Source organism: Cellulophaga baltica (genome assembly GCF_900102165.1).
Lineage (GTDB): Bacteria > Bacteroidota > Bacteroidia > Flavobacteriales > Flavobacteriaceae > Cellulophaga > Cellulophaga baltica.
Genome location: NZ_FNBD01000002.1, coordinates 241,485 through 261,240, shown reverse-complemented (window position 1 = coordinate 261,240; position 19,756 = coordinate 241,485). Strand labels below are relative to the sequence as shown.

14 protein-coding genes are annotated in these 19,756 nt (G+C 34.7%); 8 read left to right on the top strand and 6 right to left on the bottom strand.

Features of this window, described 5'->3' with window-relative positions; all coding sequences use genetic code 11:
- Window position 1 precedes the first annotated feature (1 nt).
- A complete protein-coding gene (locus BLQ19_RS04175; RefSeq protein WP_074537493.1) occupies window positions 2–904 on the top strand; it encodes a LolA-like protein in 903 nt (300 codons plus the stop codon).
- A 77-nt stretch (window positions 905–981) separates the two neighbouring features.
- Here the strand turns inward: BLQ19_RS04175 and ppgK are convergent, their stop codons facing one another.
- The 3 genes from ppgK to BLQ19_RS04160 form a co-directional block, all read right to left on the bottom strand.
- A complete protein-coding gene (ppgK, locus tag BLQ19_RS04170; RefSeq protein ID WP_029445408.1) occupies window positions 982–1,725 on the bottom strand; it encodes a polyphosphate--glucose phosphotransferase in 744 nt (247 codons plus the stop codon).
- Between the two features lie 67 nt (window positions 1,726–1,792).
- Window positions 1,793–2,608, bottom strand: a complete 816-nt coding sequence (locus tag BLQ19_RS21755) for an NUDIX hydrolase (RefSeq protein WP_367888683.1) — start codon at window positions 2,606–2,608, stop codon at window positions 1,793–1,795.
- 121 nt (window positions 2,609–2,729) lie between these two features.
- The gene (locus tag BLQ19_RS04160; protein ID WP_024479460.1) at window positions 2,730–3,413 is read right to left on the bottom strand and encodes a cell division ATP-binding protein FtsE; all 684 of its coding nucleotides are present in this window, start codon (window positions 3,411–3,413) and stop codon (window positions 2,730–2,732) included.
- 196 nt (window positions 3,414–3,609) lie between these two features.
- Here BLQ19_RS04160 and BLQ19_RS04155 point away from each other — a divergent pair, with 196 nt between their 5' ends.
- The 6 genes from BLQ19_RS04155 to BLQ19_RS04130 all read left to right on the top strand — a co-directional run bounded on the left by BLQ19_RS04155 (window position 3,610) and on the right by BLQ19_RS04130 (window position 12,417).
- Window positions 3,610–4,848 carry a PAS domain-containing sensor histidine kinase gene (locus BLQ19_RS04155; RefSeq protein WP_074537492.1) on the top strand — a complete coding sequence of 413 codons (1,239 nt, stop codon included), beginning with the start codon at window positions 3,610–3,612 and terminating at the stop codon, window positions 4,846–4,848.
- Window positions 4,849–5,009: 161 nt separating this feature from the next.
- Window positions 5,010–8,027 carry a tetratricopeptide repeat protein gene (locus BLQ19_RS04150; protein WP_074537491.1) on the top strand — a complete coding sequence of 1,006 codons (3,018 nt, stop codon included), beginning with the start codon at window positions 5,010–5,012 and terminating at the stop codon, window positions 8,025–8,027.
- A gap of 26 nt (window positions 8,028–8,053) precedes the next feature.
- Window positions 8,054–9,808: a TonB-dependent receptor gene (locus BLQ19_RS04145; RefSeq protein ID WP_029448063.1), complete on the top strand. Its 1,755-nt coding sequence runs from the start codon at window positions 8,054–8,056 to the stop codon at window positions 9,806–9,808.
- Window positions 9,809–9,964: 156 nt separating this feature from the next.
- Window positions 9,965–11,056 (top strand): OmpA family protein, encoded by a 1,092-nt coding sequence (locus tag BLQ19_RS04140; RefSeq protein WP_139150194.1) that lies wholly within the window; start codon window positions 9,965–9,967, stop codon window positions 11,054–11,056.
- 97 nt (window positions 11,057–11,153) lie between these two features.
- Complete coding sequence (locus BLQ19_RS04135; protein ID WP_074537489.1) at window positions 11,154–11,720, top strand: PepSY domain-containing protein; 567 nt, start codon at window positions 11,154–11,156, stop codon at window positions 11,718–11,720.
- Between the two features lie 82 nt (window positions 11,721–11,802).
- Complete coding sequence (locus BLQ19_RS04130) at window positions 11,803–12,417, top strand: Fe-S-cluster oxidoreductase (protein WP_025614095.1); 615 nt, start codon at window positions 11,803–11,805, stop codon at window positions 12,415–12,417.
- On the opposite strand, the gene BLQ19_RS04125 is transcribed toward BLQ19_RS04130, so the two are convergent.
- Window positions 12,414–14,051 carry an ABC-F family ATP-binding cassette domain-containing protein gene (locus BLQ19_RS04125; RefSeq protein WP_074537488.1) on the bottom strand — a complete coding sequence of 546 codons (1,638 nt, stop codon included), beginning with the start codon at window positions 14,049–14,051 and terminating at the stop codon, window positions 12,414–12,416. The genes BLQ19_RS04130 and BLQ19_RS04125 overlap by 4 nt on opposite strands.
- Before the next feature lie 73 nt (window positions 14,052–14,124).
- Window positions 14,125–15,609, bottom strand: a complete 1,485-nt coding sequence (gene mqo / locus BLQ19_RS04120; protein ID WP_074537487.1) for a malate dehydrogenase (quinone) — start codon at window positions 15,607–15,609, stop codon at window positions 14,125–14,127.
- A gap of 173 nt (window positions 15,610–15,782) precedes the next feature.
- Here mqo and BLQ19_RS04115 point away from each other — a divergent pair, with 173 nt between their 5' ends.
- The gene (locus BLQ19_RS04115; protein ID WP_074537689.1) at window positions 15,783–17,405 is read left to right on the top strand and encodes an amidohydrolase; all 1,623 of its coding nucleotides are present in this window, start codon (window positions 15,783–15,785) and stop codon (window positions 17,403–17,405) included.
- Here the strand turns inward: BLQ19_RS04115 and BLQ19_RS04110 are convergent.
- Window positions 17,402–19,654 carry an FUSC family protein gene (locus BLQ19_RS04110; RefSeq protein WP_074537486.1) on the bottom strand — a complete coding sequence of 751 codons (2,253 nt, stop codon included), beginning with the start codon at window positions 19,652–19,654 and terminating at the stop codon, window positions 17,402–17,404. The genes BLQ19_RS04115 and BLQ19_RS04110 overlap by 4 nt on opposite strands.
- Between the last annotated feature and the right edge of the window lie 102 nt (window positions 19,655–19,756).

The following is a 19,756-nucleotide window of genomic DNA, read 5'->3' as shown; positions in this document are numbered from 1 at the left end:
AATGAAATTAGGATTAAATATAGCACTTGTTGCACTATTGTTGTTAATTGGATCATGTAAAGAGCAGCCTAAAAAAATGGAAGCTGTTGCAACGGAAGAGGTTCAGGAACCTGCTTATCATATTCCAGAAACTTGGGTAGCCAATAGAGTAGCAAAAGCAAAAGAAAGATTGAATGCTACAGATGCAGGTAAAATTGTTTGGAGCGCAATGGAGGCTCATGGTGGTTTGGATACATGGTATTCTAATGGTTATTTATCTTTTAGGTTTGATTACCAACCGTTAGATGGTTCTACCCGCAGAAACTCTTATCAGACCATCGATACGTGGAATAATAAGGCTAGGCACACCAGTTATACCGATAGTACGGCAATTTTTGGTTGGGATGGTAAAGAGGCTTGGGTGAAAGCTAAAGACAGTACTGCTTTTGAGTATGATACTAGATTTTGGGCCTTAACACCATTGTACCTCGCCGGACACCCATTTATTTTGGATGGTGAAGGGGTAAGTTTAGAACTATTACCAGAGAAAGAATACAAGGGTAAATTACAAGATGTTGTAAAAGTTACCTTCGGAGAAAATGTAGGAGATGCGCCAGATGATTTTTATATTTTATACTTTGATAAGGATACGCACATAAATAGTGCTACTAGGTACATTGTATCGTACCCGCAGTACTTTCCAAAAGGAGGTCATGCTCCAGAAAAAATTATGGAGATTGTAGGTCAAAAAGAAACGAACGGAATTCTTCTTCCAACAGGTTTAAAAACACATTGGTTGGATAAAAATGAAGAGATGGGAGAATACATTACAAAAATTGATATCAGTGATGTTACGTTTGTAGTAGAGGTTCCTGAAGATTATTTTTCGAAGCCAGAAGGTGCTACCGTTGTGCCTGCACAATAAGAAATTTGATTTAAGCTAATAAAAGAAAGCCTCTAATTTTTATAATTAGAGGCTTTTTTATGTTTAATAGACACTTGCTATCGTTTCTTTTTATAGGCTGCGGTAGCGGCACCAATTATTCCAGCATAATTTTGTAGCTCTGCAGGTATTACGCGGGTGTCAATAGTGATATGTTTTTCAAATTCGTCAAAGTATTTTGAGGTTCCACCGCCTATGATTATCAAGTCAGGAGAAACTATTAATTCAACATATTCTAAAAACTTATTGAATCGTTTTCCCCATTTTTTATAACTCAGTTTTTCTTTTTCCTTTACAGAGGCAGCTGCATAGTGTTCAAATTTAGCATGCTTTTTATAAGGAATTTGGCCTAATTCAAAATTAGGTAGAAGCTCTCCATTAAAAAATGCACCACTTCCTAATCCGGTACCAATAGTAATCATCAATACCAATCCTTTTTCACCTTTTCCTATTCCATAATTCATGGTGGCATAGCCCGCGGCATCCGCATCATTAATTACCGTAACAGGTAATCCTGTGAAATCACTGAAAAGTTCCTCCGCATTTACACCTAGCCATTTTTTACTTAGATTACCGTGAGCCTTACAAACACCATTTTTAATAATGGTAGGAAAACCACAACCAATAGGACCTTGATAATTAAAATGTTTTACAATTTTTGCAAATACTTCAGCGATCTCTTCTGGCTTTCCTGATTTAGGAGTTTCTATTCTAAAGCGCTCCGTAAGAAGTTCACCAGTTACTGTATTCACGAGTGCCCCTTTTATTCCTGAGCCTCCAATATCAATTCCTAATAAAGTCATTTGTGTGTTTTAATGGTATAGTAAAACAAAAGTAGCGAAAAATTAGTATGCGTTGTTGGCTTTTTATTTACTGCAGTAATTCTTGGTGGTGTAAATAATCAAAAATAATTTTGTCTACTTCAGAGACCAGTTCTTTGTCTTTGTAATTGAGCCAAATTATTTCTTCTATTTCAGAAGCGGCTTTTAACTCCCCAGTGTATTCCGCAAAATAACATGTCATCCGAACTAAAGTACCTGGTTTATGGCTGTCTGCTTGTGCTTCAAACACCCCTAGAAAGTTCAAGGTTTTTACTAGTAAATCTACCTCTAATTCCTCTTTGATTTCTCGAAGAAGTGCAGCATGATCTGTTTCATTGAGTTCCTTTTTGCCTCCAGGGATGTAATACGTACTTCTCCCAATACTACGAGTGCTTAAGATTTTTTTATCCTTTAGATGAATCCAAGCTATTTTATCTATAATCTGCTCAGTGGGTTCAATATAGTAATCAATAGAGTTTAAGGAATGATCAGGATCTAGCTTATCTAAAATGGTGTCTATAAGTTTTCCAAAACCGGTAAGCGTTCCTAATTGTTTGTTTCTGCCAAGAGCACTAGATATCGTTTCATCCCTATTTCCAAATTTATAGCCTAGTGGGGTTATCCATAGCGCATTAATCAAATGTTGCATGGCAACATTTCCTAATTGATCAATAGAGATGGCAACTTTAAGGCAGTATTCACCAACTCCTTTAAAACCTTTTCTATACAGATTTTGAAAAATTCCATATACAAAACCTAAGGGCAATGTTATGATAGATAAAATGATAGAAACCAAAAATAAAATAATCCCTATAAACGGTTTTATTTTTTTATCGGGCTTAAAATTTTCTTTTTTTAGAATCATTATCAGGTACTAGATGGGGTTAAGTAATGGGTGGTTCAGGCTTTAGGTAGCCCTCTGTTTTATCATTTATAATGATACATTAATTTTATCAAAGGTATTTCTGGTGTTAGTTTTTAATTGTTTAAACAGCTTTTTGAACCACCTCAAAAACTTTGTTACCATCACATTTAAGAGTTTTAGAAGGGTATTTCAAAATCAAAGCATAATCATGTGTAGCCATCAAAATGGTACGGCCTGTTTTGTTAATCTCTTGTAAAACTTTCATCACCTCTACACTAGTTTGTGGGTCAAGATTTCCAGTAGGTTCATCGGCTAAAATTAGTTCTGGATCATTTAGTAATGCTCTAGCTATGGCTATACGCTGCTGTTCACCACCAGAAAGTTCATGAGGAAATTTAAAGCCTTTAGTTTTCATGCCTACTTTGTCTAAAACAGTTTCTACTTGCGTGTCCATCTTAGATTTGTCTTTCCATCCTGTAGCTTTTAAAACAAATAGTAAGTTATTATTTATCGTACGGTCTGGAAGTAATTTAAAATCTTGAAAAACAATACCAAGTTTACGCCTTAAAAAAGGAATGTCATTTTCTTTTAATTTCCTCAAATCAAAATCTACAATGCTCCCAGTACCATGGTTTAAAGGTAGATCTCCATAGAGTGTTTTCATGAAACTACTTTTGCCACTTCCTGTTTTTCCAATGAGATAAATAAATTCACCTTGTTTTATTTCAAGATTAATATCATTTAAAACCAAATTTTCTTTTTGGAAAACAGAAACATCCTTTAGGTGTAATATACTCTCAGCCATACTTTTTAATATTGTTATAAAAGTAATAAGATATCATAGATATTAATGTGGACTATTAAAAAAAATACGCAAGAAGATGATTTTTCTATGTTTTTACCTGTATATGAATAAGTTAGTAAGTAATTTTGTTAAAACTGTAGGAAAAATAGCTAACTTAGGAGGAAATAATAACCATTAAACCTTTGAACTTTAATACATGGAAGTCAACCACCATAATAGAAGTGTTCAAGATTTACATCAAGAAATAGCACAACTAAGAGAGCAAAATAAGAAACTTCTTTTATTTCATTCTTCAAAACAAGAAATTCAGAGATCTTACGATGAATTATTGTTAAAGTTGAATACGGAAAGCGAAACCTACACCCATACCATTTTGGATAATATGGGCGATTCTGTTTTTGTAAAAGATGAAAAAAGCAGATTGCTTTTGGTCAACAATGCATTTTGTGAAATGTTCGGAATGTCTAGAAAGGATATTATAGGAAAAACACTAGCGGAAGATGTTGCAGAACATGAAAAAGAAGCTTTTCTTAAAATAGATAGTGAGGTTTTGAAAAGCGGAATTGAAAACATCAATGAAGAAACCCTAACGATAAATGGTGGAGAGCAGCGGGTTATTTCTACCAGGAAATCTAGATTCATTGATGCATCTGGAGAAAAATATATTATAGGTGCTATTCGGGATATTACCGTGAATAAAAATGCAGAAAAAGCATTATTAAGAAGTGAAAGTGAATTAAGAGAATTAAATATTACTAAGGATAAGCTTTTTTCAATTATCGGGCATGACTTAAGGAGTCCGTTTAATAATATTCTTACATTATCAAATCTCATGGAAGATGCGATTGAAGAGGGAAAAGTTTCGTTGCTAGCAGAGTATGTAGGGTTAATCAAAACCACATCTACATCAACACTAAGTTTGCTTGAGAATTTATTGACCTGGTCTAAGTCACAAAAAGACAAAGCTAATTTGCAAAAGGATAAATTGAATATTAAGGACTTACTTGATGAGGTGCAAGAATTTATTCAACATATGGCAACAACTAAAAACATCATAATAAAAGAACCATTTTTAGATACTGTTGAAGTTTTTTCGGATGAAAAAATGCTTAAAACTATTTTAAGGAACCTATTATCCAATGCCGTAAAGTTTACAAAATCTGGGGGGAGTATTCATGTTTCTGTTACAAAGAATGAAAGTGTCTTAGAATTTAAAGTTTCTGATACGGGCATAGGAATGTGTGAAAAAACAGCCAAAAAATTATTTGATGCCGAGACCAATAAATCATGTCGCGGTACCGCAAATGAAATGGGTTCTGGATTTGGATTGGTTCTGTGTAAAGAATTTGTGGAAAAATTAGGAGGTAAAATTTGGGTAGAAAGTGAAATGGGGAAGGGAAGCGATTTTAAATTTTGGTTACCATTATTGGTTTGATTTATCTCTGATGAAAGAGGGCTTTATTTCTGCTATTTATTATTTTTTCTGAGTTCATTTTGAATTAAAATTAAAAGTATCTTCGTTCTCATATACTTTAGGTACACTTTTTGTCGTTGTATCTTATAAACAAAGGTATTTCTTAATTGTTGGAGAACATTATGCAGAAGAAAAAAACCGCGTTATTGCTTAGTTTTATTGGAGCTTTGCATCTTTTAGGCGCTCAAGAATCAAAAATCTACACCCATGATCAAAAAGAGTATCAACAGGCGTTGACACTCTATAATAACGAACAATTTCAAGCTGCTCAGGCAATTTTTGAAAAGGTGAAATATAGTACAAAAGATCCGGAAACCGAAGCTAATAGTACATATTACGTTGCAAATGCTGCGGTACGACTAAATCAATTAGGTGCTGATAGGTTAATGGAAGATTTTGTAGAAAAATATCCAACCTCTACAAAAAGAAATTCAGCCTATTCCGATGTGGCAGAATACTATTTTGAAACAGGAAAATATCCTTACGCTTTAAAGTGGTATAAAAGAGTTGATCAGAATTCCTTATCGCAAAGCGAAAAAGATAAATTTAACTTTAACTATGGTTATGCTTTATTTTCTTCCAAAAACCCAAAGGAGGCAGAAACCTATTTTAATAAAGTTTCTAATTCTCCGGTATATGGTTCTCAGGCTAAGTATTACTTGGGGTATATTGCCTACCAGCAAGATGATTATGCAGGAGCCAATCAGCGCTTTGATCAAATTACGGATCAAAAAGTATTAGAAGAAAAATTATCCTACTATCAGGCAGATTTGAATTTCAAATTAGGAAAGTTTGAAGAAGCTATCGCATTGGCTAAACAGCAAATGCAAAGAGCAGACCGTCAAGAAAAGTCAGAATTGAGTAAAATTATAGGAGAGAGCTATTTCAACCTTAATCAATATGAAAATGCTGTTCCATATTTATTAGACTATCAAGGAAAAAGCGGAAAGTTTAGTAATACGGATTATTATTTCTTAGGATATAGTTATTATAAGCAAGGAGATTATACCAATGCTATTCAGCAATTTAATAAGATTATAGGAGGAGCAAATAGCGTTTCTCAAAATGCTTATTATCATTTAGCGGAATGTTACTTAAAGCTAGATAAGAAATCTGAGGCATTAAATGCTTTTAGAAATGCCTCTCAAATGGAATTTGTTCCTGAAATACAGAAAGATGCTTTTTTAAACTATGCAAGATTAAGTTATGAAATAGGGAATGCTTATGAAAACGTTCCTAATGTCCTGACCAATTATTTAGAGAAGTATCCAAAAGATGAGCATACAGTAGAGATTCAAGAACTACTAGTAGATTCTTATATTACGTCTCGAAATTTTGCTGGAGCCATGGAGCTTTTAGAAAAAAATAAATCTTACGCTAGCAAAGCTACCTATCAAAAGGTTGCTTTTTATAGAGGGGTAGAGTTATTTACTACTACGGATTATGCAGGTGCAATTGTGGTATTCAAAAAATCATTAGATAACGCTGAAGATCCTAAATTTAAAGCGAGGGCTAGTTATTGGAAAGCAGAAGCAGAATATAACATTAACTTATTTCGAGAGGCGTTGAACAGCTTTTCAGATTTTCAGAAAAACCCTCATGCTAAGTCTACACCAGATTATGCAGATTTTAATTATAGTTTAGGATATACTAATTTCAAATTGAAAGAGTATACCAATGCAGCAGCAAATTTTGCGTCGTATGTGGGTACAAGCACAGAGGTAAATAAAAAGCATGATGCTTATTTGAGATTAGGAGATAGTTATTTTGCTTCTAGTAAATATTGGCCAGCAATTGAAGCGTACAACCAAGCACTAGAAGGTGAAGGAAGTGAGAAAGATTATGCGGCTTTTCAAAAAGCATTGAGTTATGGCTTTATAGATAGAGTGCCTACTAAAATGGAAGAATTAAATGCTTTTATAGGTAGGTATCCTAAGTCTACGTTGAAAGATGATGTTCTTTTTGAGTTGGGTAATTCTTATGTGAGAGCAAATAAAGAAGAAGAAGGACTTAAAGTATATGACAAATTAGTCAGTGAATATAAAGGCAGTTCACTAGTGCCACAAGCTATTGTACGCCAAGGATTGGTGTATTATAATTCTAACAGAAGTGAACAGGCATTGACAAAGTTTAAAACTGTAGTGCGTGATTATCCTAACACGCAAGAAGCTGTACAAGCGGTAACTACCGCAAAGCTTATTTATGTAGATTTAGGAAGAGTAAGTGAGTATGCTCAATGGGTACGAGGATTAGATTTCGTAGATGTTACAGATGCAGAACTAGACAATGCAACATTTCAATCTGCAGATCAAAAATATATAGAAGGTAATACAGATCAGGCATTAAAGGGGTATCAAGCTTATCTAAAAGAATTTCCTAAAGGTTTACATACTTTAAAAGCTAGCTTTAATCTAGCGCAGTTATATTTTAGCCAGGGCGATAAAGATAAAGCGCTAGGACATTATAAAAATGTAGTAGATAGAGGAGCAACAGAGTTTGGAGAGCAATCTTTAACAAGGGTCTGTGAAATTTATATTGGCAAGGGTAATTATACAGCTGCATTACCATATCTAGAAAAATTAGAGGCAACAGCTAATATTCAACAGAACATCACCTTTGCACAGTCTAATTTAATGAAGGGATATTTTGCACAAAAAGAATACGCGAAAACAATTTCTTATGCGGAAAAAGTATTGGCATCTTCTAAAATAGACGACCGTATAAAAAGTGATGCACATACAATGATAGCGCGTTCTGCCATTAGAACAAATAATGAGGAGAGAGCAAAGCAAGCATACGCTCAAGTATTGACCATTGCTACAGGAGAATTGGCAGCAGAAGCCTTGTATTATGATGCGTATTTTAAAAATAAGGCAGATGATTTTGAAACCTCTAACGTTTCTGTTCAAAAATTAGCGAAAGATTATTCGGCCTATAAAGAATGGGGCGGAAAGGGATTAATTATTATGGCTAAGAATTTTGATGCCTTAGGAGATGCATACCAAGCAACATATATTTTAGATAGTGTGGTGGCTAACTTTTCCCAGTATTCAGAAGTAGTTGCCGAAGCAAAGTCGGAAGCCTTCCGTATCAAATCTAAAGAAGCAAAAAGCAATTCCTCTGTAAATCCAGAAAACTAATTATCAAGTTGCAAAAGAGACACTATATGCACAAGTTCATAAAAATAAGCACACTTCTTTTTTTAGGCGTTTTTCAATCTATAACGGCTCAAGAGAAAGATAAGGATAGTATAGGAACAGAAACAGTAACGGTTGTAAAAGCTTATAAGCCTACCGTTTCCGATGCCTTTAAAATCAAATCTGTTCCGCAGATTAATGATTCTATTGTTTTAAAGAAAAAGCCCATAGTTTACAGTATAAATTCTGTTCCTGTGGCGTCTACATTTACTCCGGCAAAAGGTAAGGCGGCAACAGTAGATAAGGTTCCACCTCCAATTTTGTATAATTCATATGCATCACTTGGATTTGGTACTTATGATAATGTCTTAGCAGATTTCTACACGAGTAGAACAATCAGTAGAGATGAGCGTTTAGATGTTGGATTAACACATCATTCTTCTAGAGGAGACCTAGATAGTATTGCTTTAAAAAATGCATTTTATGATACCAAATTGGTAGCGGCATATTCTAAAGGTGATTCAGACTTAAATTGGGGGGCTAACCTAGGCTTACAGCATCAATTATATAATTGGTATGGAGTACCGGTTGGTGCTTATAGTGATGAAATAATAAATGGTATAGATGCTAAGCAGAATTATTTCAATGCAGAAATTTCTGGATATGTAAACATGGATAATGCGTATTTAGAAAGAGGAGAAGCACTTATTCGTCGCTTTTGGGATGCTACAAAATCAGGGGAGAATAGAGCTATGCTAAAAGGTGTTGCTCAATTTCCGATAGGCGATGAAAATATCCGGATTAAAGGAAAGTTAGATTACTTGGGCGGCGTGTTTAAGAATGCTAGCTTAAACAGTACGGTAAATACACCAGAAATTAATTATAGCTTATTTCAAGTAGGAGTAGGTCCAAGTATAGAAATTCTTAGAGATGATTTAACCTTGAATTTAGGGGTGAATCTTGTCTTTGGATTAGATTCTGAAAATAGCGATAGTAATTTTTACATCTATCCAGATATCACTGCTAGTTACCGTGTTCTTGATGAAACTGTTATTGCCTATGGAGGTATCCAAGGAGAATTAATTCAGAACTCCTATTATGATTATGTAGAAAGCAACCCATTCGTATCTCCTACACTAACAGTGCAACCAACAGATCAAAAATATAACGCTTACGCAGGGATCAAAGGTCAGTTATTGCCAAGTTTAAGCTATAACTTAAAAGCTTCTTATAAGACAGAAAATAAGAAACCCCTATATAAGTGGAATCCAGAAAATACATTTCGTGATGACGAAAAAGGGTATTATTACAACAATTCTTTTGATGTATTTTATGACGACGTAAAAACATTAGGCATTTTTGCTGAGCTGAATGTGGATATAAAAAGAAATTTTTCTTTGGGTTTAAATGCTGAAGCTTATACCTATTCGACAGAAACAGATAATCCAGCATGGAATTTACCTAAGGTAACAAGTTCTGTATTTCTAGATTATCAAATAGACAAACAATGGTATATGGGAGCGACCTTGTTTTATGTGGGCGAGCGCCAGGATTTACAGGCATCTGTGGTACAAAATGCAAACCCAGTAGATTTTCCATCCACGATAGTTACCCTAAATAGTTATTGGGATACCAATGCACACGTAGGATACAGATTTAATGAGCAGTTATCAGTGTTTGTAAAAGCAAATAATATAGCAAATTCGAACTATATGAGATGGGCAAATTACCCAGTTCAAGGCTTTCAGCTTTTAGCAGGTGCTACCTATAAGTTTGATTTTTAAATAATTATAATTATATTCGTAGGAAATAGTAAATGTATCCTACAAAAATTTGTAGCTGAAAACATATTTTTTAGCACAATTAAAAGTCATTTGTAGAATTCTACGAGTGACTTTTTTTATTTGACAGATATTTTTTTATTCATAAATATTTTAGAAATGAAAACGTTCCCCCCAATCATGTTTTTGTTTTTTATGCTATGTACTTTAGTGGTAAAAAGCCAGAACTTAGTAAAAAATCCAAGTTTTGAATCTAATTATAAATGTCCAGAAAAATTTGGTTCCTTAGATATTGATGCTAAAAATTGGCATAAGCCCACATTAGGGACTACAGATTACTTCAATACCTGTAGTAAAGAATTACCAGTAACTGATAATTTTATTGGCTCTCAATTGCCCTTTGATGGAAATGCATATGCTGGAATGTATTTATATGCTCCTAATGATTACCGAGAATATATTACGGCAGAATTAGAAACCCCTTTGGAGAAAGACAAACTGTATAAGGTTTCTTTTATGGTGAGCTTAGCAGATGATGTAGAGTTTGCTATCAAAGAGTTCGATGTGCTATTATCTCCATCGGTTTTTGAATTGAATACCTCAAAACATTTAGATATTAGGTACTTTTCGCGGTCAGCTCAGGTTAATTTTAAGCGCATGCAATCTCATGAGTATTTAGATAATACAGATTCATGGGTAGAGATATCTGCCAACATTATGGCTAAAGGAGATGAGCAGTTTCTAACTATCGGAAATTTTAGTAATAATAAAGATACATTTACACAAGTAGTTAAGAAAACTTCACGTAAATCTGCGTATTATTTTATAGATATGGTGTCTGTTGAGATGATACCTAGTTATACGCCTAATCAGTTATATGTTATAGAAGAATTGCTTTTTGATTTTGACGAAACTAGTATAGAAATAGCGTACAATAAGCAGTTGTCAGATTTAGTAATTTATTTAAAAAGTAATCCTAAATTAAACGTTTACTTGTATGGTCATACAGACGCTATGGGATCTGTAGCCTATAATGATGAGTTATCTGAAAAAAGAGCTGCAACTGTAGCTAAATTTTTAGAAAAATCTGGATTAAGTAAAAATAGGATTTCTTGGAAAGGTTTTGGTTTAAAAAAACCCGTAGTAAGTAATGAAAAAGAAGATGTTCGGTTTAAAAATAGGAGAGTAGAATTTCTACTGGCAGAACCACAAAGTACTTATGCTAAGAATCTGTATGAAGACGGTCAGTAATTTTAATATTTCTTTGTTAAAATCTACAAGATAATATACTTAACTTTCACGACTAATCTAATGTGTAATATACCTTATTTAGTTGCTGTCTGAACGTATGAATCCAAAAACCAAAAGAAAAAAACAAGCCAAAATATTGCGAATATTTAGAAAAATTCACCGGTTAATGGGGGCTTTTTTATTCTTTTTTTTCTTCTTTATTTCGGTTTCGGGGCTCTTACTAGGTTGGAAAAAAAATAGTGCAGGCGTTCTTCTTGCCGAAACCCAAATAGGGTCTAGCTCAGAATTTTCTGAATGGTTGCCATTAGGTGTGCTTTACGAAAAAGCAGCCAGAGTAATTAAAGATTCTGTCGCGAAAAATACACCATTAGCTTTAGATCGTGTAGACATCCGAAAAGATAAAGGGGTGATTAAGTTTATCTATGAAGACTATTACGGTTTACAATTAGACGGCGCTACAGGACAGTTACTAGAATTTGGCAAACGCCAATCAGATTTTGTAGAGAACATACATGACGGTTCTGTCTTAGATATTTATTTTAACACTTCAGGAAGTCCTATTAAAATACTGTATACAACAGTGATGAGCATTGCTTTATTGTTTTTTACCATCACGGGTTTTTGGCTTTGGTATGGTCCAAAACGCATGCGTAAATCCGCTTAATTTTTTTTATGTTCCATACGTAAGATTGATGTAATATCAATTGTTTTTTAGTCTACATTTACCTCCTAAATTTTTAACCTTAATGTCTATTATTAAGAAAGTTAGAGCGGTAGATAATCTGTACGCTGGTCTGGATAAAGAAATTGCTTCTTTTCAGGAGAAAACTTCCTTGCATTGCAAGGCTGGTTGTGGTAAATGTTGTACGCATGCCGAAGTAGATGCGTCTCCATTAGAATTTCTTCCTTGGGCATATCATTTATTTGTTAATGGCTTGGCAGGGGAAACTTTAGATACTTTAAAGGCAGGTTCAAGTGCAGTATGCCATATATACCAACCACTTTCGTTAGTGGATAAAAACAATGGTAATGGTAAATGTAGTGACTATATCTACAGAGGTCTTATCTGTAGGTTATTTGGCTATGGTGCCAATCGTGATAAATTTGGTGAAATGCGTTTGGCAACTTGTAAAATAATTAAAGAAGAGCAGGCTCAGAATTTTGATGAAGCAAGAATAAGCATGCAAAAAGGCTTGTATGTTCCGGTTTTTACGGATTACTATATGAAACTTTCTCAAATAGACTTTATTCTAGGCAACCAAATAGTTCCTATAAACAGAGCTTTAATCTTAGCGATAGAGGAGGTATTACAATACTACGCCTACCGCCCATTTCCTAGAGGATTTAAAGATTGTGCTTAATTCTTTAAATCTATTTCTTTTAAATTTTGAATTCTATTACGTTCTAAGAAAGCATCAATACTTTCAAAATGTTCGATAACACGTTTGTCTTTAAATTCAAATACTTTCTGAGAAAGTCCTTGTAAAAAGTCACGGTCATGAGATACTAGAATTAATGTACCATCAAAATCTAATAAAGCTTCTTTTAGAACATCCTTAGATTTCAAATCTAAGTGGTTCGTAGGCTCATCCAGAATTAACAAGTTTACGGGTTCTAATAATAATTTAACCATTGCTAATCTTGTTTTTTCTCCTCCAGAGAGTACGCTTACTTTCTTTTCAACATCTTCTCCTCCAAACATGAACCTTCCTAAGATGTTTTTCATTTGTGTTCGGATGTCTCCTTTAGCAACTTCATCTACCGTTTGAAAAACGGTTAGGTTTTGATCTAATAATGATGCTTGGTTCTGAGCAAAATACCCCACTTTTACATTGTGTCCTAATTGGCACTCTCCTTCAAAATCTATTTCACCCATAATCGCTTTGATCATGGTAGATTTACCTTCACCGTTTCTTCCTACAAAAGAAACTTTTTCTCCACGAGAAATACTCATGTTAGCATCTTTAAACACTACATGTTCTCCGTAAGTTTTGGTCAATGCATTTACGGTAACAGGGTAATCACCAGAACGCTGTGCAGGAGGAAATCTCAAGCGTAATGAAGCATTGTCTATTTCATCAATTTCGATAATTTCTAATTTTTCCAACATGCGCTCTCTAGAAGTAACTTGGTTGGTTTTAGAATACGTGCCTTTAAAACGATCAATAAATGCTTGGTTGTCTGCAATAAATTTTTGTTGCTCTTGGAACGCTTTTATTTGATGGCTTCTGCGGTCTTCTCGCAATTGTAGGTAGTGAGAGTAGTTTGCTTTATAATCGTAAATGCGCCCCATAGTTACCTCAATGGTTCTATTGGTGATGTTATCAATAAAAGTTTTATCGTGAGATATAACCACAACGGCTTTTGCCTTATTTAAAAGAAAATCTTCTAACCATATGACAGATTCTATGTCTACATGGTTGGTAGGCTCATCTAATAAAATAAGATCTGGCTTTTGTAATAATATTTTAGTCAACTCAATACGCATACGCCAACCACCACTAAATTCGCTCGTTTGACGGTGAAAATCTTCACGTTTAAACCCAAGTCCGGCTAAAGCTTTTTCAACCTCTGCTTCATAGTTAATTTCTTCTAAGGCGTAATATTTTTCACCTAAATCAGATACTTTCTGAATGAGCTTCATGTATTCGTCAGACTCGTAATCTGTTCTAGTTTCTAGCGCAGTATTTAATTCAGCCATTTCTTTTTGCATGGTGAATACTTGAGCGAAAGCCTTAGATGCTTCCTCAAAAACAGTACAATTATCTTCTGTCAATAAATGTTGTGGTAAATAAGCAATGACGGCTTCTTTAGGGTAGCGTATATTGCCAAGTGTTGCTTTTTGTACTCCGGCAATAATTTTCATCATGGTAGATTTTCCAGCACCATTCTTTCCCATTAAAGCAATTTTATCCGTTTCATTAATTACAAATGAAACGTCACTAAAAAGGGTGTCGCCACTAAACTCTACTGCAATATTATCTACCGAAATCATACATTATATTTTGAAGCTGCAAAACTAGTTAAAAGCTAGATAATTGCAGCTACCTTTTTTGTAAGCGCTAGCGTTATTTTTCTTCTAGTTTTAATATGGATGTTGTATACGCTCTAATTTGCAGGCATAAATCGCCATTTGCTATAAGAGATTCCCCGTAACTGGGGAATATTTCTTTGAGCTTATTTTGCCATGCTGCTGTTTTCATTTGAATAGGGAAGCATTCTTCCAATACGTTTAACATAATGGAAACTGCTGTTGATGCTCCAGGGGAAGCCCCTAGTAGAGCGGCTAGTGTTTTGTCTGTGCTACTTACAATTTCGGATCCAAATTTTAATACCCCACCTTCTTTTTTATCTTTTTTGATAATTTGCACCCGTTGCCCCGCAGTAATTAATTCCCAATCTTCAATTTTAGCTTCAGGATAATATTTTAATAAAGCTTCAAAACGCTCTTCTGGAGACTGTACCACTTGCTCAATAAGGTATTTTGTTAAGGAGATGTTTTTTAGTCCAGCAGATAATAAAGGAAATATATTGTGGGCATCTATAGATAGTGGGAGATCAAAATAAGATCCGTTTTTTAAAAATTTTGTCGAGAAGCCGGCATAAGGGCCAAATAATAAAGAACGCTCGCCATTTAGCATTCGCGTATCTAAATGTGGCACAGACATAGGAGGGGAACCTTCTTCGGCTTTGCCATAAACTTTAGCTTCGTGTAATTTTGCAACCTCAGGATTATTGCATTTTAGAAACTGACCGCTGACAGGAAAACCACCAAAACCTTCACCTTCGGGAATTCCAGATTTCTCTAGAAGTTTTAGCGCACCCCCACCAGCACCAATAAATACAAAGTTGGTGTTAATTGTTTTCTCTTGATCTGCATGTAAATCAGTTACTTCAATAGTCCAAGAACCATCTTTTTTTTGTTCAATATCTTCTACTTGATGGCCTAAATGAATGGTAACGCCATCACATGTTTCTAAATAAGAAATCATTTTACGGGTAATAGCTCCAAAATTAACATCCGTACCTATAGGCATTCTGGTAGCTGCAATTTTTTCATCGGCAGTTCTTCCCTTCATCATCAAAGGTATCCATTGCTTAATTTCTTCAAAATCGGTACTGAATTTCATCGCCTTGAAAATATCATACTTTGTCAAGGCTTCGTGCCTTTTTTTTAGGAATTTTATATTTGCATCACCCCAAACAAAACTCATATGATCAATATCATTGATAAATGGAGTATCTGCTTGTATCAGATTGTTTTTTACGAGATATGCCCAAAACTGTTTAGACATTTCAAACTGTTCACTTATTTTTAATGCTTTAGAAATATCAATATCCCCAGCATCATTTTCGGGGGTGTAATTTAATTCACAAAAAGCAGAATGTCCTGTTCCTGCATTATTCCAGGCATCTGAACTTTCTGCACCTACGGCATCTAGCCTTTCATAGATACTAATAATAGCATCAGGAATAAGTTGTTTCAATAGTACGCCTAATGTGGCGCTCATGATTCCGGCTCCAATTAAGGTAAAGTTATTTTTTGTGTTCATAGGTAGTGTTTATTGCATTTAAAGTTAAGAAATGGAAAGCAACTTTTAATAGTAACAGTAGAATCATTCTTATAGTATGAGCTATTCGCTTTCTTTTTGGTTAAACAAAAGTGCTTGTTTTTATAGAAAATTGTACTTTCAGGGTCAGAATAAATAATCTAATGCACGCTATCATGAAAAACCTTTGTATTACTTTTTTTACACTATTAATTGTGAGTTGTACTCCGTCTAAAGAACAAGTAGATTTAATCGTTTTAAATGGAAACGTTTATACCGTTGATGACTCTTTTTCTAAGACAGAAGCATTTGCTGTAAAAGAGGGGAAATTTATTTTCATTGGGACTAATAAAGAAGTGCAGGAATTTTACGAAGCAAAAAACATAGTAGACGCGGGAGGAAAAACTGTTGTTCCTGGATTGATAGATGCACATTGTCACTTTTACAGGTTAGGAGAAAACCAACAAGCTGTAGACTTAGTGGGGACATCGAGTTTTTCTGAAGTGTTAGAACGTGTTCAAGCGTTTCAAACAGAAAATAAAAAGGAGTTTATCTATGGTCGTGGCTGGGATCAGAATGATTGGGAGGTAAAAGAGTTTCCAACAAAAAAGGAGGTAGATGAATTGTATCCTGATACTCCAATTGCTATAGAACGTATTGATGGGCATGCATATTTGGTAAACCAGAAAGCTTTGGATTTGGCGGGTATAACAAATGAAACAGTTGCTGTAGGAGGCGAGATAGTTAAAATTAATGGCGCATTAACAGGAGTGCTTGTAGACGGTCCAATGGGCTTAATTGATGCAATTATTCCCAAACCTTCGAAAAAAACCATGATTGCTGCATTGAAAGATGCAGAACGTATTGCTTTTGAAAACGGACTTACCACTGTGAATGATGCCGGCTTGCCTAGAGAAGTTATTGAGTTAATTGATAGCCTTCAGCAATCAGGCGATTTAAAAATTCGTTTATATGTGATGATTGCCAACTATCCGGAGAATTTAGATTATTATTTAACTAAAGGGATTTTAAAAACAGACCGATTAAATGTTAGATCTGTAAAAGTATATGGCGATGGCGCTTTAGGGTCTAGAGGTGCGGTAATGAAAACACCTTATTCAGATAAAGAGCATCATTTTGGAGCAATGGTTACTCCAGTAGATGAGATAGAAAGCTTGGCGCATAGAATAGCTGCTACTGAATTTCAAATGAATACGCATGCTATTGGTGATTCTGCCAATATTGTGGTGTTAAGAGCTTACAAAAACGCCCTGAAAGGTAAGGAAGACCGGCGTTGGAAAGTAGAACATGCGCAGATATTAAGTACACCAGACTTTGATTATTTTGAAGATGGAATTATCCCTTCGGTACAGCCCACGCACGCAACAAGTGATATGTATTGGGCAGAAGATAGAATAGGGGCAGACCGCATGCCTGGGGCTTATGCCTTCAAAACGCTTTTAGATAAAGCAGGTATGGTAGCGCTAGGTACCGACTTTCCTGTGGAGCAAGTTAGTCCGTTTTATACCTTCTATGCCGCGGTGGCTCGTAAAGATTTGAAAGGGTATCCTGAAGAAGGTTTTCAAATGAATAATGCTCTGACAAGAGAAGAGGCATTAAAAGGAATGACCATCTGGGCTGCTTACAGTAATTTTGAAGAAGACGAGAAAGGAAGCATTGAAGTGGGGAAAATGGCAGATTTTGTTATCCTAGATAAAGATATTATGACGGTTCCTGAAGAGGAGACGCCGAACATTAAGCCAGAACAAGTTTTTATTTCAGGAGAGAAAATGAACTAGGTGTTTTTGTTGTTAAACAATTGGGCATACTTTGTGCTGTTCCTGTAGACATCTTCAGATAAACCCTTAAGCCAGGTGAGTTGGTTGGTGACCAAATGCGCTTCTTGTAATTGTAAGCGCATTTCTAAATCTATCTTGTGCTGACCTTCTTTTATTTGTTGGTCTCTTTGGTTGGATAGTGTCGTAAATGAACTTTTTAAGGCCTCTTCTGCGGTTTCAATTTTTTTATGCTCCTTAATTACAGCTGTTTTATTTTCAGATAAGAGGGTTTCTGCATTTTCCAATTGGTTTTCTATATGGGAAATAAAAGCGTCAAAATTTTCACTAGACGCCGTAGTGGTATGATTTTGAATAAAACTACCCATAGAGGCTAATGCCGATAAGAAGGTATTGTTTAATGAGACAAATTCATAAATAAGTTGCATCTCTTTTTGTTTAGATTTGGGGTCTTGAGTCATGCGTTGAAAAGCAGCATTTAAATTGCTAATAGCTAAGAATGCTTCCTTACGAGCTACTTTGTAATCTAAGTTTTTAATTTCTTTCGTGTGGTAAATTTTGCTGACAGCGGCCAAATACGCTTTATTTTTCTGAATGGAATTTATAATCACGGGACTCAAATTCATAAACTCCCACGAAGGCCATAGGGTGTAATTAGCAATCACAGCAAGTAAGGCTCCAATAAAAGTATCAAGCACGCGAAATTTAACCACCACTAGGCTATTAGGTTCCAACAGTGCATATACAAATATCACATTTATAGTAATAAATGCAGCGGCAGAGCGATAACTTTGCTGTATTAAGGAAAACGCAATAACTAATGATACGGCAGCTAGAACCATATATACCATAGTATTACTAGTTATAAAGATAATGGCTAGCGCAAATAGAGCGCCTATGATAGTTCCTATAATTCTATTGATGGCTCTTTCTTTGGTCAAGCCATAGCTTGGCCTCATTAAAACAATTAAAGTAAGCACTATCCAATACGGATTTTTTATTCCGATGAGCGTACCAAAAGTAAAACCAAAAACAATGGCGATAGTTAGCCTAAGTGCATGGCGGAATATGGGCGACTTAAAAGTGAAATGTTGCGCAATAATTTGAAGACTATATTCCTGTGTGGTTATAAATTGAGTAGCTTCTTTATCTTTAAATGATATTTTATCTTTGGTAACATTGTTCATTACCCTTCTTATGGCACGTATTTTTGTTACTTGCTGTTGTTGGTAATCTTGAAGGTTTCTAAGGGTTATGATTCCTTCTCGGCCAGCAGGGAGTTCTACTGACGCAATGTAGTTTTGAATGGTTTTTTCAATTACGGCAAGTCCGTCTAAAAGTTCGTTCTTATTTTGAACTTTTTTCTTATTCATTAATATTTTTGACAATACCTGCAGGTGATTGCCCATGGTGGTATTCAGCGTTTTAAATTCTTTCAGAACAGAACGGTCTTTAAAAATGACATCTATTTTAGAATAATCTAAGGTATTGGCTAAGGCTAGTTCTAAAATATCAATCAATGAAATAAAAATTAAAACTCTTTTTTCATCAAAATGAGATCTTCCTATTTGTTTTCTTTCGCTTAAAAGAAGTTCTCTTAAAATTTCGTGCTTCTCATTAAGCTCTGTTTGTAGTTTTAAAGTTTTTATTAATAGCTGATCTCTTTTTTCTTTTTCTATTAATAATTTACCCCTAACTTTTAGATAGCTGCCGGTAATGTGTAAAGTTTCTGAAAGTAATTGATCTTCATCTTTTTTAGGTGCTATCCAATGAGATAGGCATAATACTAAGAGAAACCAGAGTCCGCCGATACCAATAAGACCCACATAGGTCCAGATACCAATAGTGGTATTTCTACTCACGAGACTCAAGACAATGGCTAGTAAGCCGCAAAAGGCAATCAAAGACCCGCGAAAACCATACGCCGAGATTAAGGAAATAAAAAAAGATAAGATGGCTATGGTAAGGAGTAAAACTGCAAAATTCTGCTTGGCGTATGATACAATTAATGTTACAGCCATAGTGAGCACAATACTAATAAGTGTACTATAGATTTTTCGTCTTAAAGTACCGGGAATATTACCAGGAATATTGAGAAATACGCCTATAGCTATAGGAATGGCATAAGAAATATGGCCAAAAAAGTTGAAAATGATTAGAGGTGTTATTACGGCCACCGTCTGCAGCACTCCTTTGTAAAAATTGGAACTTTTAAGAAATAATAGAATGTCTTTTAGAAATTCCTTAACCATACATCAAAGATAGTTTGTATTTGTTATGATATATGGAAGATACTGCGAAAAATTAGGAAAAAAAATAAGCCTGAAGTAAAAACTTCAGGCGCTATAGTGTCA

What these genes read in the sequence shown, in the direction of transcription:
- BLQ19_RS04175 (WP_074537493.1), top strand. Translation starts at nt 2, where the DNA reads ATGAAATTAGGATTAAATATAGCACTTGTTGCACTATTGTTGTTAATT.
- ppgK (WP_029445408.1), bottom strand. Translation starts at nt 1,725, where the DNA reads ATGACTTTATTAGGAATTGATATTGGAGGCTCAGGAATAAAAGGGGCA.
- BLQ19_RS21755 (WP_367888683.1), bottom strand. Translation starts at nt 2,608, where the DNA reads ATGATTCTAAAAAAAGAAAATTTTAAGCCCGATAAAAAAATAAAACCG.
- BLQ19_RS04160 (WP_024479460.1), bottom strand. Translation starts at nt 3,413, where the DNA reads ATGGCTGAGAGTATATTACACCTAAAGGATGTTTCTGTTTTCCAAAAA.
- BLQ19_RS04155 (WP_074537492.1), top strand. Translation starts at nt 3,610, where the DNA reads ATGGAAGTCAACCACCATAATAGAAGTGTTCAAGATTTACATCAAGAA.
- BLQ19_RS04150 (WP_074537491.1), top strand. Translation starts at nt 5,010, where the DNA reads ATGCAGAAGAAAAAAACCGCGTTATTGCTTAGTTTTATTGGAGCTTTG.
- BLQ19_RS04145 (WP_029448063.1), top strand. Translation starts at nt 8,054, where the DNA reads ATGCACAAGTTCATAAAAATAAGCACACTTCTTTTTTTAGGCGTTTTT.
- BLQ19_RS04140 (WP_139150194.1), top strand. Translation starts at nt 9,965, where the DNA reads ATGAAAACGTTCCCCCCAATCATGTTTTTGTTTTTTATGCTATGTACT.
- BLQ19_RS04135 (WP_074537489.1), top strand. Translation starts at nt 11,154, where the DNA reads ATGAATCCAAAAACCAAAAGAAAAAAACAAGCCAAAATATTGCGAATA.
- BLQ19_RS04130 (WP_025614095.1), top strand. Translation starts at nt 11,803, where the DNA reads ATGTCTATTATTAAGAAAGTTAGAGCGGTAGATAATCTGTACGCTGGT.
- BLQ19_RS04125 (WP_074537488.1), bottom strand. Translation starts at nt 14,051, where the DNA reads ATGATTTCGGTAGATAATATTGCAGTAGAGTTTAGTGGCGACACCCTT.
- mqo (WP_074537487.1), bottom strand. Translation starts at nt 15,609, where the DNA reads ATGAACACAAAAAATAACTTTACCTTAATTGGAGCCGGAATCATGAGC.
- BLQ19_RS04115 (WP_074537689.1), top strand. Translation starts at nt 15,783, where the DNA reads ATGAAAAACCTTTGTATTACTTTTTTTACACTATTAATTGTGAGTTGT.
- BLQ19_RS04110 (WP_074537486.1), bottom strand. Translation starts at nt 19,654, where the DNA reads ATGGTTAAGGAATTTCTAAAAGACATTCTATTATTTCTTAAAAGTTCC.